The organism is Pseudomonas sp. KH_040 (assembly GCF_057839305.1).
This window is the reverse complement of the sequence record NZ_CM174487.1, coordinates 4,190,908-4,203,427: the sequence shown is the minus strand read 5'-3', so window position 1 is coordinate 4,203,427 and position 12,520 is coordinate 4,190,908. Positions and strand designations below refer to the sequence as shown.

Annotated in this window: 15 protein-coding genes and 1 pseudogene; 6 read left to right on the top strand and 10 right to left on the bottom strand. The window is 60.4% G+C overall.

Features of this window, described 5'->3' with window-relative positions; all coding sequences use genetic code 11:
- Positions 1–6 precede the first annotated feature (6 nt).
- From AC3IUF_RS18650 to AC3IUF_RS18640, 3 genes and pseudogenes are all read right to left on the bottom strand, one after another.
- The gene (locus AC3IUF_RS18650) at positions 7–219 is read right to left on the bottom strand and encodes a YXWGXW repeat-containing protein (protein ID WP_489281679.1); all 213 of its coding nucleotides are present in this window, start codon (positions 217–219) and stop codon (positions 7–9) included.
- Positions 220–261: 42 nt separating this feature from the next.
- Positions 262–585, bottom strand: a pseudogene (locus AC3IUF_RS18645) (YXWGXW repeat-containing protein).
- 181 nt (positions 586–766) lie between these two features.
- Positions 767–1,252 (bottom strand): hypothetical protein, encoded by a 486-nt coding sequence (locus AC3IUF_RS18640; protein ID WP_489278941.1) that lies wholly within the window; start codon positions 1,250–1,252, stop codon positions 767–769.
- 151 nt (positions 1,253–1,403) lie between these two features.
- On the opposite strand from AC3IUF_RS18640, the gene AC3IUF_RS18635 reads away from it, so the two are divergent.
- Positions 1,404–2,090 (top strand): GNAT family N-acetyltransferase, encoded by a 687-nt coding sequence (locus tag AC3IUF_RS18635; RefSeq protein ID WP_007908154.1) that lies wholly within the window; start codon positions 1,404–1,406, stop codon positions 2,088–2,090.
- 64 nt (positions 2,091–2,154) lie between these two features.
- On the opposite strand, the gene AC3IUF_RS18630 is transcribed toward AC3IUF_RS18635, so the two are convergent.
- A complete protein-coding gene (locus AC3IUF_RS18630; RefSeq protein ID WP_034156174.1) occupies positions 2,155–2,595 on the bottom strand; it encodes a hotdog fold domain-containing protein in 441 nt (146 codons plus the stop codon).
- A gap of 163 nt (positions 2,596–2,758) precedes the next feature.
- Between AC3IUF_RS18630 and AC3IUF_RS18625 the strand changes: the two genes are divergently transcribed.
- Positions 2,759–3,391, top strand: coding sequence for a TetR/AcrR family transcriptional regulator (locus tag AC3IUF_RS18625; protein ID WP_489278939.1), 633 nt, complete (start codon positions 2,759–2,761; stop codon positions 3,389–3,391).
- Positions 3,392–3,573: 182 nt separating this feature from the next.
- On the opposite strand, the gene AC3IUF_RS18620 is transcribed toward AC3IUF_RS18625, so the two are convergent.
- Complete coding sequence (locus AC3IUF_RS18620; protein WP_489278937.1) at positions 3,574–4,209, bottom strand: TetR/AcrR family transcriptional regulator; 636 nt, start codon at positions 4,207–4,209, stop codon at positions 3,574–3,576.
- A gap of 86 nt (positions 4,210–4,295) precedes the next feature.
- Here AC3IUF_RS18620 and AC3IUF_RS18615 point away from each other — a divergent pair, with 86 nt between their 5' ends.
- Positions 4,296–4,883, top strand: coding sequence for an NAD(P)H-dependent oxidoreductase (locus AC3IUF_RS18615; RefSeq protein ID WP_489278936.1), 588 nt, complete (start codon positions 4,296–4,298; stop codon positions 4,881–4,883).
- Positions 4,884–4,986: 103 nt separating this feature from the next.
- On the opposite strand, the gene AC3IUF_RS18610 is transcribed toward AC3IUF_RS18615, so the two are convergent.
- On the bottom strand, positions 4,987–6,105 hold the full coding sequence (locus AC3IUF_RS18610) for a DmpA family aminopeptidase (RefSeq protein ID WP_489278935.1): 1,119 nt from the start codon (positions 6,103–6,105) through the stop codon (positions 4,987–4,989).
- Between the two features lie 149 nt (positions 6,106–6,254).
- Positions 6,255–7,370 carry an extracellular solute-binding protein gene (locus tag AC3IUF_RS18605; protein ID WP_489278933.1) on the bottom strand — a complete coding sequence of 372 codons (1,116 nt, stop codon included), beginning with the start codon at positions 7,368–7,370 and terminating at the stop codon, positions 6,255–6,257.
- A gap of 110 nt (positions 7,371–7,480) precedes the next feature.
- Between AC3IUF_RS18605 and AC3IUF_RS18600 the strand changes: the two genes are divergently transcribed.
- On the top strand, positions 7,481–8,260 hold the full coding sequence (locus AC3IUF_RS18600; protein ID WP_123376645.1) for a helix-turn-helix transcriptional regulator: 780 nt from the start codon (positions 7,481–7,483) through the stop codon (positions 8,258–8,260).
- Positions 8,261–8,396: 136 nt separating this feature from the next.
- On the opposite strand, the gene AC3IUF_RS18595 is transcribed toward AC3IUF_RS18600, so the two are convergent.
- The gene (locus tag AC3IUF_RS18595) at positions 8,397–9,338 is read right to left on the bottom strand and encodes a class I SAM-dependent methyltransferase (protein WP_489278932.1); all 942 of its coding nucleotides are present in this window, start codon (positions 9,336–9,338) and stop codon (positions 8,397–8,399) included.
- Positions 9,339–9,537: 199 nt separating this feature from the next.
- Between AC3IUF_RS18595 and AC3IUF_RS18590 the strand changes: the two genes are divergently transcribed.
- Both AC3IUF_RS18590 and AC3IUF_RS18585 read left to right on the top strand, forming a co-directional pair.
- The gene (locus tag AC3IUF_RS18590; protein WP_095113649.1) at positions 9,538–9,951 is read left to right on the top strand and encodes a response regulator; all 414 of its coding nucleotides are present in this window, start codon (positions 9,538–9,540) and stop codon (positions 9,949–9,951) included.
- Between the two features lie 69 nt (positions 9,952–10,020).
- Complete coding sequence (locus AC3IUF_RS18585; RefSeq protein ID WP_007914986.1) at positions 10,021–10,689, top strand: HAD family hydrolase; 669 nt, start codon at positions 10,021–10,023, stop codon at positions 10,687–10,689.
- 124 nt (positions 10,690–10,813) lie between these two features.
- On the opposite strand, the gene AC3IUF_RS18580 is transcribed toward AC3IUF_RS18585, so the two are convergent.
- The gene (locus AC3IUF_RS18580; RefSeq protein ID WP_447786086.1) at positions 10,814–11,473 is read right to left on the bottom strand and encodes a methyltransferase family protein; all 660 of its coding nucleotides are present in this window, start codon (positions 11,471–11,473) and stop codon (positions 10,814–10,816) included.
- Positions 11,474–11,541: 68 nt separating this feature from the next.
- Positions 11,542–12,438: a LysR substrate-binding domain-containing protein gene (locus AC3IUF_RS18575; RefSeq protein ID WP_007914988.1), complete on the bottom strand. Its 897-nt coding sequence runs from the start codon at positions 12,436–12,438 to the stop codon at positions 11,542–11,544.
- Positions 12,439–12,520 lie beyond the last annotated feature (82 nt).

Below are 12,520 nucleotides of genomic sequence, written 5' to 3'. Positions count from 1 at the left end.
TTGCAATCAATACGCCCGCCAGTGCCCCGGCTCCCAGCGCCATTGATTGCCGCCCCAGCGATAGTGCCCGGCAACCCAGTGATAACCCGGTGCCGGCATCACCGGAACCACTTCGACCAGCGGCGGAGGCCGATGCGGACGGGCCGGCTCGACGACGCAACCGGACAACGTAACGGCCACCAGCGTGGCGGCCAGCAGTGCTTTAACGGTTTTCGACATGGTGGTGTTCTCGCAAGAAGTGATGGCCAGGCTGTCGCGCATTCATCGCACCCAATGCCCCTCGACCCAGAACCAGTTTGGCCCGCGTGCCTGCCAGTGCCCGGGTTTCCAGCGCGCGCCGTACCTCACCGGTTGCCAGTGGCCGGGTATCCACACATAACCGCGTCCTTGTCAGCGCCAATGACCTTGATCCCAGACATAACCAGGACGCGCGCCGGGCATCACTTCCATACGCATCGGCGGCGGGGCTTGCTGGACGATCACCACCGGTTGCGCAAACACCGGGGCGCTGCTCAGCGCCGCCAGCGTCAGCGACACCAGCAGCAGGGTTTTTCGCCATTTGGACAGGGAACGCAAAACGCTCATGACAACTCCTCAAGGCCTGCGTCGAAAAGTGAACGCAGCTGCAGAATTGGATGCCTGATTTGCGAAAGATCCCCTATGCGGCGGATGAATTTTTTTTCAGGGAGGGCGATGCGAGAACGTCAGGATGGCGCCGCAGCAAGACGCCCGGCGCGCGTGATGGTTTTTGCCTGTGAGTCTGGACTCAATAGAACCGGTCTTGCTCTTTCATTGCCTGAATCTGCCAGAACGTTCTGCCCGAGATCAGCAGAAACAGCAACGCGAGCAACACACCACCAGTCATGATGCAGAAGCTCGTTCGGTAGCTCTGCAACTGGCTGGCGATGCAGCTTTTATCGGGCATCCACGGCGACACCAGCAGGGTGATCGGACCATCGACTTCGTACTGGGTATGCTCAACGTAGCGTTCGTCGGCGTGTTGCCCTTCATGGGTCTGGCCTTGAACATCGGTGTATTGATAGTGAATGACCTTGCCATTGGCGTTCATTGGAATCTGCTCCAATGCCGTGACGCTGCCGCGGTTTTCCACACCGTTGAAACTCAGCGCCCCATAAAGCATGCCCGACTTGTGAGCCATTGCAGCGAGCAGCAGAACTACGCAGCAAGCAACGGTCAGCATGACGATACGGTTATAGAGGTGATCCTTGGCAGCTTCGCGCGGGTAGTACATGGCCGATCCCTGGTGGTGACTTTTGTAGGAGACCGTTACATCGGCGCTCGGAACAGGAACTTTAGACGTCGAGCGGGCCGGTCACGGTATGATGTCGCGGCTCGTCGACCGCAGCGCCGGTCGGCAACGCTTTTCACCGTCGGAGTTCCTCATGCCACGCATCACCCACTACAAAACCCCATGCCCCGAAGGCGTCAACAGCCAGATCCTGCAAATGGTCGTCGATTACCTGACCGACATCAGCGCGGTCGGTCTCGGCCCGAGCAACCTGCTGTACAACGTCTATCAGTACGCGGTCGGCTATGAGGTGCATCTGTATCTGGAAGCGTTGAATGGCGAGAAGGGCACCGACGTCGAGTTGCTGGTCGCCACCGACGAGGATGATCCAGAGCAAGTGATCGGTTTTCTGTTGTACCTGCCGGTGCAGGGCGATTGGGAAGCCTGCAGCGTGGCTTATATGGCCGTGCGCGAAGGGCATCGGCGTCAGGGCGTGGCGCGGGCGCTGATCGGCGAAATGCTCGGGCGTTATCCCCACGCGGAACTGGCCTGCACCGTGGGTAAAGTCCCGTACTTCGAAGCCTTGGGTTTTGAAGTGATCGGTTCACGGGAAACGCAGGTATTGATGAGCACCCGGCATTACCGCAGCAACGGCCTGCGCGGATTTATCGACACCACGCCGATTTACCGGTCGCTGGAAGTCCAGCAGATCCACACCTATCTACTGCAGAAAAACGGCAAGCGGGCGATGCTCGATGCTGAGAAACAGCGCGATCGACACCTCGATCAGACCACCCGCCACACCGAAGAATTTGTCCGGCAACGCCTGACCGTACACTGACCTCACATCGCTGAAAAAGCCCTTGCTGTGAATGGCGCAGCAAGGGCTTTTTTGTGCGCGTCATTCAGCCGAGTTTGACGTTCATGGTGATCCGCGCCGTGAACACGTGCTTGCCCTCGGTGTCGCGAATATCCACGGTGACGATCTTGTCGCCCTCGCTCTGCCAATCAACGCCCTCACCACTGGCCACCGCCGTTACATCAGTTTTCGCCTTGGCCAGATATTCCACGGTCATGCCTTTGGGGATCCAGCGTGCGCCGGCCGGGATCGATACATCGGTCATCATCCCGGCGGCGAGTTCTGCGGCGTTGCACATGGCAATCGCATGCACGGTGCCGAGGTGATTGGTGATCTCACGACGGAACGGCACTTGCACCGTCGCCGCATTGGCGCGCAACTCGGTCACCAGCGGGTTGATGGTGCTGAAGTACGGCGCGACCTGGCAGGCCATCTGGCTGAAGGCTTGCGGACCTGCGCTGTTGAACATGCTGAGAAACTGACTCATGGAAACGCCTCGCGAAAAGTGAATTTGCAGAATGATGTTCCGTTACAGAATAATATTCTGTAACGGAACGGTATTCGGTCTGCGGGAAATCTGTCAACCTGTGCGTGTTTTTTTCATGGGCACGACGTGTGCCTTTCAATCCGATTTTCAGGCAGTCAGCCGCATGGACACCGCAGATCTACTGGAACGCAGTTACCCCGGCCGTCGCGCCGAACTCAAGCGCGATATCTTTCGCAAGGCGCTGAGCCTGTTCAATGAACAGGGGATCGAGGCCACCACCATCGACATGATTCGCGCCGAGTGCGACACCAGCGTCGGGGCGATCTATCACCATTTCGGCAACAAGGAGGGTTTGGTCGCCGCATTGTTTTTCACCGCGCTGGAGGATCAGGCGAGGTTGCGCGATACCTATCTGGAGGCGGCGAAAACCACCGAGGAAGGTGTGCAGGCGCTGGTGTTCAGCTACGTCGATTGGGTCGAACGTCAACCGCAGTGGGCGCGCTTCCAGTACCACGCGCGGTTTGCCGTGACCAAAGGTCCGTTCAAAGACGAACTGGCGGAGCGCAACAAGACCCGCAATCTGCGTCTGCGCGACTGGCTGGCCGAATCGGGGCGCGCTGCCGAACTCAAGGCGCTGCCCGCCGAACTGTTGCCGTCGTTGATCATTGGTCAGGCCGACAGTTATTGCCGCGCCTGGTTGGCCGGACGAGTGAAGGGCAGCCCGGCGGATTATCGCGAGTTGCTGGCACAAGCGGCGTGGCGCTCGATCCGCATCGATTCGCTGTCGGACTGCTGATTTACGCAGACAAAAAAAGAGCCTCAAAGCTCTTTGATGGGGAGGAAGTAGAGCCCTCGAGGCTCAAGATGCGCACGAAGCAAGGCGCGGGCTTGATTGGGGTTCAGAGCACCCGCGCCTACGCAGTGCTCGAAGAGCGGAGCCACTGCGTGATTCCATCCTAGGAGTGTGCAAGTGGCGGCTCAAGTACCGCCAGTCGCCCTGGCGGCGGCGCGTTCGACCATGGCCAGGAGGGTCGCAAACAGTTCGTCACTGGCCTCTTGCGCGCTGATTTCACCGTTGGCCGCCGCGTGCGACAGCGCTTCGGCGGCGCCGAGCATCGCCCGCAATGCGGCCTGGCTGATCTGCCCGCCGCTCGCGTGCGGCGCCAGATCGCGGCGGCATTTTTCAAGGAAGATCGCCTCGTACTCGCGCTTTATCTTCTCCAGTTCCGGGGTGCTCGCCAGCGCAGCGATGATCCCTGGTATCTCGTTGCCCTGCAGCATCACGCAATCAACGTACGCTGTGGCAATCACCGAAGCGATGCCGGTCAGTGTCGGCTCGCTTTGGGCGACGGCGGCGTCCATCAGCAACGTTTGTCGTGCATCGAAATCCCGATAGAGCGCTGCGAGCAATCCGGAGCGCGTGACGAAATGATCGTACACCACCGGTTTAGTCACCCCGGCCATTTCGGCGAGATAGCCGAGGGTCAGGGCGTCGGTGCCTTCGGCGCGGATGATTTGCCAGCCGACATCGAGCAATTGGCGCAGGCGATCTTCACGGGACAGGCGACGCCGCGGAGCGGGGGGGACGGGTTGGCTGATTTCAGTGGTTGACATCGTTTATATACCAAACGTAACTTACTGTTCGTAACTTACCAAGAGTATATAAGCCTTGGTGAGCAATCACCAACCGGAGAATTGCCATGCACGCCTTGATCGTCGTCGCGCATCACGACCCACGCTCGCTGACCCACAGCGTCGCCGCGCAAATTGCCGAAAGCCTTGTTCAGGCTAACCCGGCCAACACTTTTGAAATCGCCGATCTCTTTGCCGAAGGCTTCGAACCACGTTTCGGCGCGGCCGATTTCGCCGTACATCACCGTGAGTCCGCGCCGCCCACCGATGTCCTGGCCGAGCAGGCACGCATCGACCGCGCCGATACCTTGGTGCTGGTGTACCCGGTGTACTGGTGGTCGATGCCGGCATTGCTCAAAGGCTGGATTGATCGGGTGTTCAGCAATGGCTGGGCTTTTGATTTCAGTGGTGACCTCAAGCATGTGAAGCTGCTGCAGCGCCTGCGCGTGCATCTGGTCGGCCTCGCCGGCGCGGATGCGCGCACCTATGAACGCCATGGCTATGGCGCGGCGATGAAAGCGCAGATTGAACACGGGATTTTCGATTACTGCGGGGCGACAGTGCTGAGTTCAACGTTGCTGCCGGAATCGGAGTTGCGCGATCCACGGGAGCAGTTGGCGGTTGCAAGGGAACTCGGCAGCCAAATCTTCACATAACCACTGTAGGAGCTGCCGAAGGCTGCGATCTTTTGATCTTGTCTTTTAAAAGCAAAATCAAAAGATCGCAGCCTTCGGCAACTCCTACAGTGTTTTTACGGTGTCAGCGGGCGCCGGGCCAGCCTGATTTTTCGAGGGCAGCGAGCAGGGTTTCGGCATCCAGTCCCGGCACCGAATGGCCGTTGCCCTCGGTGCTGTCGCTGGTCAGCAACGCATTGATGATCGCTTCTTCAACCGCTTCGGTCGCGGCCAGGAACAGCTCGCTGATGTGGTCATTGTTGACCATGCGCAAACCATCGCAGGTCGGCGCGCCTTTGCCTTCGTAGGCCGCGGGCGGCACGTGAGCGTTGCCGGTGGCGAAGGCGATGAAGATGTCGCCGCTGTGATCCTCGTTACCGCCGCCGGTGCGCGCCAGGCCCAGGCTCGCGCGTTGCGCCAGACGTGTGCACTGGTGCGGCAACAGCGGCGCATCGGTGGCCAGGCAGACGACGATCGAACCCATGCCCGGATGCGGTAATGAGGCGCGCAAGAACGGCGAATCTTTCTGCTCCATGTAACGTCCGACCGGGTAGCCGTCGACCCGCAACTCACTGCGAATACCGTGGTTGGCCTGTACGATTGCGCCGACAGTCCAGCCGCCCTGGGCAGCGTTCAAGCGCCGCGACGAAGTGCCAATGCCACCCTTGAATTCATGGCAGATCATGCCGCTGCCACCGCCGACGGCGCCTTCCGTGACGGGACCATCCACGGCGGCGAAGAGCGCTTCGGCGACGTGTTCAGGCTGGACGTGAAAACCGTTGATGTCATTGAGCAAGCCGTCAAAGGTTTCCAGCACCACCGGCATGTTCCAGTAGAGGCGACCGTCGTCCGGTTGTTGCTGGCGATCCAGTGCAATCAATGCATCGCGCACCACACCGAGGCTGTGGGTGTTGGTGAACGCAATCGGGCTGGTCAGCAGACCCGCCTCGCGAATCCACTCAAGTCCGGTGGCGTCACCATTGCCGTTGAGCACATGCACGCCGGCAAAACACGGTTGCTGATTGGTCGAACCCGGACGCGGTTCGATCAGCGTGACGCCGGTGCAGATGTCGCGTCCGGCACTGCTGCGTCCGCGCACGTTGCTGTGGCCGACGCGCACGCCGGGGACGTCGGTGATGGCGTTGAGCGGGCCGTGAGGTAGTTGGCCAATGCGGATGTTGAGGTCACGGGCACGAGGTTTCATTGGTTTCTGTCTCTCTAAAAAATGTCTGTTGAATCACAAAACCTGTAGGAGTGAGCCTGCTCGCGATAGCGGTTTGTCCGGCAAAACAGTGTTATCAGGCAGACCGCTATCGTGAGCAGGCTCACTCCTACAGGGGGAATGCGTTGTTCTTACTGGCCGTTCTTGACCTTGCTCCACACCCGCGTGCGCACTCGTTCGCTGGCTTTCGGCAGGGGTTCAAGGGTGTACAGCGTGGCCATCGCCGTGGCGGAGGGATACACCGCCGGATTGTCCCGAGTCGCGGCGGCCACCAGCGCTGTCGCCGCGCGATTGCCATTGGGGTACGACAGATGATCACTGACCGGCGCGATCACTTCGGGGCGCAGCAGATAGTCGATAAAGGCCAGACCCTGAGGACGATTCGGCGCGTCCTTGAGCAGCACCAGCGTGTCGAACCACACTGGAGCGCCTTCCTTGGGCAGGCTGTAGGCGATTTTCACGCCGTTGTTGGCTTGCTCGGCATTGGTCTTGGCTTCCAGCATCGCGCCCGACCAACCGACCGCTACACAAATGTTGCCGTTGGACAGGTCGCTGATGAATTTCGACGAGTTGAAGTAGGCAATGTGCGGGCGCAGTTTCAGCAGCAACACTTCGGCTTTTTTATAGTCTTCAGGATCGGTGCTGTTCGGTGGCAGACCGAGATAGTGCAGGGCGACCGGCAGCATTTCCGACGGTGAATCGAGCATCGCCACGCCGCATTGGCCGAGTTTGGCGAGGTTGTCTTCGTTGAACACCAGATCCCACGAATCCACCGGCGCCTTGTCGCCGAGCGCCGCGCGCACTTTGTCGACGTTGTAACCGATGCCGTTGGTGCCCCACAGGTACGGCACCGCGTACTGATTGCCGGGATCGTTGTTGGCCAGTTTCGCCAGCAAGTCGCTGTCGAGATTCTTCCAGCCCGGCAGTTGCTCGCGCGGCAGCGGGGCGAGGGCGCCGGCCTTGATCAGCGTCGGCAGGCTGAAGTTGCTCGCCACCACCACGTCATAGCCGCTGCGGCTGGTCATCAGTTTGCCTTCAAGGACTTCGGCACTGTCGAAGGTGTCGTAGACCGGTTGGATACCGCTGTCGCGCTGGAAATCGTGCAGGGTGTTCGGGCCGATGTAGTCGTACCAGTTGTAGACGTGCACGCTCGGCGCGTCGGCGGCCATGGCCATTGAGCCGGCGCCAATACCCGCCAGCAGGCCCAGTTGAATGCTGAGGTTGATACAGCCTCGGTGACGACGCATGATGCGGCACTCCTGGCCTGTGCAGGCCGGTGATGAACAGGAGTGCTCAGCCTATCGGGCCGGTCACGCCTGACCCATTCCCATCATGGGTTACTCAAAAGGGGTAGTGCGTGGACGCGTTACTGCAGGAACTGCCGGTGCATCAAAGTCTGGCGCGGGTATTCGCCGGTGTTGGCCAAGAGGGTTTCTGGCGTGCGCTGGTCGATACGTTGCGGCTGCTGGTGCCGCTGGACAACGCGCTGGTGGCGCTGATGAAAGCCGGGCAGGCGCCGCAGTTGCTGATCGACTTCGACAGCAAGGGCCGTCCCGACGAGCAGGAAGAACTGGCCAGTTACAGCGCCGGCATGTACCTGCTCGATCCGTTTTACCAGGTCGCATCGACCGGCATTGCCGACGGCTTGCACAGCCTCGCCTCGGTGGCGCCGGACCAGTTTCTGCACAGCGAGTACTACCAGAGCTATTTTCGTTCAGTGGTGGGCGAGGACGAGTTGCAGTTCATGATCAATGTCGAGGGCGGCGTGCTCGGTTTGTCCTTGGGCCGTTCGACGCCGTTCGGCATGGCCGAGCAGGGTCGACTGCTGTGCGTGCGCGATTGGGTGTTGGCGGCGATGCGTCGGCATGTGCAGTTGCTGCCGCCGCAGGGCGCGCTGGCGGAAACGCCGGTCGGTGATCTGGCAACGTTGCTTGATCGTTTCGATGCGCGGCTGACGGTGCGCGAGGTCGATACTGCGCGGCTGATCTTGCAGGGATTCTCCAGCAAGGCGATGGCCCAGCAAATGGGCATCTCGCCGGAGACGGTGAAGGTGCATCGCCGCAATCTGTATCACAAGCTCAATGTCACCGGGCATGGTGAGTTGTTTGCGCTGGTGTTGCGCCCACCAACTCCCTGATTCACCGCAAAACCTGTGGGAGCTGGCTTGCCAGCGATGGCGGTATGTCGGGCGATGAAGATGTCGACTGCGCCGTCCTCATCGCTGGCAAGCCAGCTCCCACAGGGGGCCGTGGTGTTTGCGCGATGGCGGGGTGTCAGGGGGTGCGCTGGAAGACCAAAGCCTTGAGTCCGCTTTCAGGATCAATGTCCGGAAACTCCGGCGGATTCTGTAGCCGCTCTACAAAACGCAGACTCGGCGCTTCCTGCGTCACGCCCTCAATCAGAAAGTCAGAACCGAACGCCGGGTCATTCATGCACGCCAGCACCGTGCCCTGCGCGGTGAGCAATTCCGGCAAACGACGCAGCACGCGCTGGTAATCCTTGGTCAGCAGGAAACTGCCTTTCTGGAATGACGGCGGGTCGATGATCACCAGATCATACGGGCCGCTGTTGATCACCTTGCCCCAGGACTTGAACAGGTCGTGGCCGAGGAAACTGACTTTGCTCAGGTCATGGCCGTTCAAGCGATGATTGTCACGGCCACGGCTCAGAGCTGCGCGGGACATGTCCAGATTGACCACATGGCTGGCACCACCCTCGATGGCGGCCACGGAAAAACCGCAGGTGTAGGCAAACAGGTTCAACACGCGTTTGCCGTTGGCCTGTTCGCGCACCCAGTTGCGCCCGTAGCGCATGTCGAGAAACAGCCCGGCGTTCTGTTTGCGTCCCAGGTCGACGCGGTACTGCAAACCACCCTCGACGATGCTCATTTCGTCGATCTCCTCACCCAGCAGCCATTCGGCGGTGCTCTGCGGCAAGTAGCGATGCTGGATCAGCAACGTGTGGGCGCCAGACTGTTTCCATTCGGCGGAACCGGTGAGTTCCAGCAGCAACGCCTTGAGATTGTCCAGTTGCTCAGGTGCCGGCTCCTTGAACAGCGACACCAGCACCACGCCTTGCAGCCAGTCCACGGTCAACTGCTCCAGCCCGGCCCAGCAGCGACCGCGCCCGTGGAACAGGCGACGGGTTTCGCTCGGTGCGGCCGCGAGGGCCGGCAGCAGATGGGCGTGGAGAGTAGCGAGGGCTTCAGGGTTCATCGGTCAGGATCGGCAAGCAAAAGGGCCGGCATTTTAACCACAAATACGCCGTCGCGAACGATTGCCGCTGAGGGGCAAAAACCGCCTTTCGCAAAAGACCTGTATCAAAAATGAATTTCTGCAGAGCCCGCTGCTCATACCAGATAAGCAGCGGATTCAAGCCGCTAAATCGTTAATGCAATTCAGGGAGTGCAGTTCCATGTGCCCAACACCGACGGCGAGCGCGCACCTTCCTGACGGATTGATTCTGGTGGTTGAGGACGATCCGTTGATTCTGGAGTTTCTCTGCGAAATTCTTCAGGAGGAAGGTTTCAAGGTCGAGCCGCAGACCAGTGCCGACGCCGCATCACTTTACCTTGAGCAAAACGCCCCGAACGTGGCGTTGCTGCTGACTGACATCACCATGCCCGGCACCCTTAATGGCGCGGATCTGGCCAACCTGGTCGGCGACCGCTGGCCGGACAAACCGGTGATGGTCATGTCCGGTTATGAAACGCCCGAGACCTCCGGGGTCAAGCATCCGGTGGCGTTCATCAAAAAGCCGTGGGCCATTGGGCAGTTGCTCGACTGCGTCGACAGCGCCTTCAAATCCAAGGCACCGCGCCTGCACTGACACGCTGGGTGAATCGGCCGGGCAAGTGCTACATTGCCCGCCCGGTCTTTTGCCAGAGGATGCGAACCTTTGTCTGCTCACGATGCTGTATTCGATCGCGCGTTCGGCGCGTTTCTGTTCGACATGGACGGCACTGTCCTCAACTCCATTGCCGCCGCTGAGCGAATCTGGTCAGCCTGGGCCGTGCGCCATGGCGTCGATGTGGAGACCTTTTTGCCGACCATTCATGGCGTGCGCGCCATCGATACCATCACCCGTCTGAACCTGCCGGGGGTGGATGCTGATGCCCAAGCGGCGTTCATTACCGAGGCGGAAATCGGAGACGTTGAAGGCATTGTCGAGATTCCCGGCGCGGCGAAGTTTCTCAACAGCCTGCCCAAAGATCGCTGGGCGATGGTGACCTCGGCGCCACGGGATCTGGCGTTGCGGCGCATGGCGGCGGCGGGGATTCCAGAGCCTGCGGTGATGATCACCGCTGAAGATGTGAAGGCGGGTAAGCCCGACCCGGCCGGCTATTTACTGGCGGCCAAACGACTGGGCCTGGAGCCGCATGATTGCCTGATCTTTGAAGACGCCACCGTCGGTATTCAGGCTGCCGAAGCGGCCGGTGCACCGCTGATGATCATCACTACGACGCATCAGCATCCGCTGGAAACGGCCCATGCGACGTTGGCCAGTTATGCTGCGGTGCAGGTCAAGGTCGACAACGACGGCAAACTTCACCTGCAAAAAAACTGACACAACACAGTCCCTGTGGGAGCTGGCTTGCCAGCGATGAGGCCCTGTCAGTCACTATAAATTTGACTGAACTACCGCTATCGCTGGCAAGCCAGCTCCCACAGAGTTAAGTGTTGCCCTGTGGTCAGTAAACCCCCGGCACCAAACGCCAACTCCGCGCACAGTAAGCGTCGTACTCCGCCCCAAACTGCGCACGCAGCAGGGCCTCCTCCGAATGAATTCGGGCAATCAGCGGAATCAACGTCAGCGCCGCCAGCATCAAGCCGACCACCGAGCGAAACGCCAGCGCCCAGCCCACGGCATTGATCACCAACCCCAGATAACTCGGATTGCGCAGCCGTTGGTAAATGCCATCGGTGACCAACCGGTGCCCCGGCTGTATCGCCACCAATCCACTAAACCGCCGCCCCAGCACAAACACCGGCCACAATCGCAGCGCGCCGCCGATGATGAACAGCAAAGTGCCGAGCCAGCGCACGCCTTCGCCGCCCACCGTCCAGAAGTTCACCCGGTCGCAGTAGGCCGGCAAGAAACCACTGACCAGTCCGATCACCCCAAACGCCGGAATCACCCAGCGATTGGCGCGATCTTCACGCTCACCGGAGCTGAGGTTGACCTCGCTGAACAGTGAGGCGATCACCATGGCCACCGTCGCCAGTGCGACGATCACCAGCGAGCCATGGGAAAAGAACATCGCCACACCGCCAATGCCCCACACGGCCAGACCCAGATAAGCGAGGGTGGCGAGTACCGCGACGACGGTCATTTGTGCGGACATTTTCATGGTCAACTCACGGCTGGGGCGTATCCGTTGAGTGTAGATCCACCGCAAAACCTGTGGGAGCGAGCCTGTCAGTCAGCGGATATCTTGTCGTCAGTCAGGACTTTCCTGAAAGTCTCGACCAGCGGCCGCAAATTGATCCGGTGCCACGCCGCCCACAATGGCGTGGTCAAGGTCAGCCACGGCAGCTCGCGCAACACCACGCCCGGTGGCGCGTTATGGCTCAAACCCTTCTGAATCATCGCAATCCCCAACCCCGACGCCACCAACCCCAGCGCGGTAAACGGTTCGGTCGCCTGCATGCGCACATCCGGGGTGAAGCCGGCGCGGATGCAGGCGCTGACGAACTCATCATTGGCATCCTGACGCGGCTGCACGCCGATCCATTCCTGATCAGCCAGATCATCGGGACTCAACGCCGCTTGTTGCGCCAATGGATGGTGTTCCGGCAACGCCAGCAGCATCGGATCATCCAGCACCTGAAAGCCCAACAGATCAGGGTCGTCATCGGTCGGCGGCTCACTCACCAAGGCGATATCGAGACTACGCTGTCGCAAGCCTTCCAATTGCTCGGCGGAGCTGAGGTTGTACAGCGCGACATGGACGTTGGGACGATCCGCACGCAACACGCGCAAGGCATTGGGCAGGACGCCGGCGTGCATGGCGTTTTCGATATAGCCGATGCACAAACCGCCTTCTTCACCGCGACCGAGGCGTTTGCCGAGGGACTCGAGGCGATTGGCGTGGGTGAGCAGGGCGCGGGTTTCGGCAAGAAAAGTCTGGCCGTCGCGAGTCAGGCGAATACGTTGCTGGCTGCGCTCGAACAGCGTCAGACCCAGGCGTTCTTCGAGCTGGGCGATCTGCCGGCTCAGTGGCGACTGGGAAATATGCAGCCGTTCGGCGGCGCGACCGACGTGTTCTTCCTCGGCGACGACAACGAAGTAGCGCAATTGGCGGATGTCGATCATGTCAGACCTTTAGGGACTCAAGTGCTGCGCATTATGTCTTGGACGGTCTCGGTGTCGCAATCTAGGATCTGCTCAACGGTCA

Bases quoted from the DNA above. Each gene is read 5' to 3' on its own strand.
- AC3IUF_RS18650 (WP_489281679.1), bottom strand. From the start codon at position 219: ATGTCGAAAACCGTTAAAGCACTGCTGGCCGCCACGCTGGTGGCCGTT.
- AC3IUF_RS18640 (WP_489278941.1), bottom strand. From the start codon at position 1,252: ATGTACTACCCGCGCGAAGCTGCCAAGGATCACCTCTATAACCGTATC.
- AC3IUF_RS18635 (WP_007908154.1), top strand. From the start codon at position 1,404: ATGCCACGCATCACCCACTACAAAACCCCATGCCCCGAAGGCGTCAAC.
- AC3IUF_RS18630 (WP_034156174.1), bottom strand. From the start codon at position 2,595: ATGAGTCAGTTTCTCAGCATGTTCAACAGCGCAGGTCCGCAAGCCTTC.
- AC3IUF_RS18625 (WP_489278939.1), top strand. From the start codon at position 2,759: ATGGACACCGCAGATCTACTGGAACGCAGTTACCCCGGCCGTCGCGCC.
- AC3IUF_RS18620 (WP_489278937.1), bottom strand. From the start codon at position 4,209: ATGTCAACCACTGAAATCAGCCAACCCGTCCCCCCCGCTCCGCGGCGT.
- AC3IUF_RS18615 (WP_489278936.1), top strand. From the start codon at position 4,296: ATGCACGCCTTGATCGTCGTCGCGCATCACGACCCACGCTCGCTGACC.
- AC3IUF_RS18610 (WP_489278935.1), bottom strand. From the start codon at position 6,105: ATGAAACCTCGTGCCCGTGACCTCAACATCCGCATTGGCCAACTACCT.
- AC3IUF_RS18605 (WP_489278933.1), bottom strand. From the start codon at position 7,370: ATGCGTCGTCACCGAGGCTGTATCAACCTCAGCATTCAACTGGGCCTG.
- AC3IUF_RS18595 (WP_489278932.1), bottom strand. From the start codon at position 9,338: ATGAACCCTGAAGCCCTCGCTACTCTCCACGCCCATCTGCTGCCGGCC.
- AC3IUF_RS18590 (WP_095113649.1), top strand. From the start codon at position 9,538: ATGTGCCCAACACCGACGGCGAGCGCGCACCTTCCTGACGGATTGATT.
- AC3IUF_RS18580 (WP_447786086.1), bottom strand. From the start codon at position 11,473: ATGAAAATGTCCGCACAAATGACCGTCGTCGCGGTACTCGCCACCCTC.
- AC3IUF_RS18575 (WP_007914988.1), bottom strand. From the start codon at position 12,438: ATGATCGACATCCGCCAATTGCGCTACTTCGTTGTCGTCGCCGAGGAA.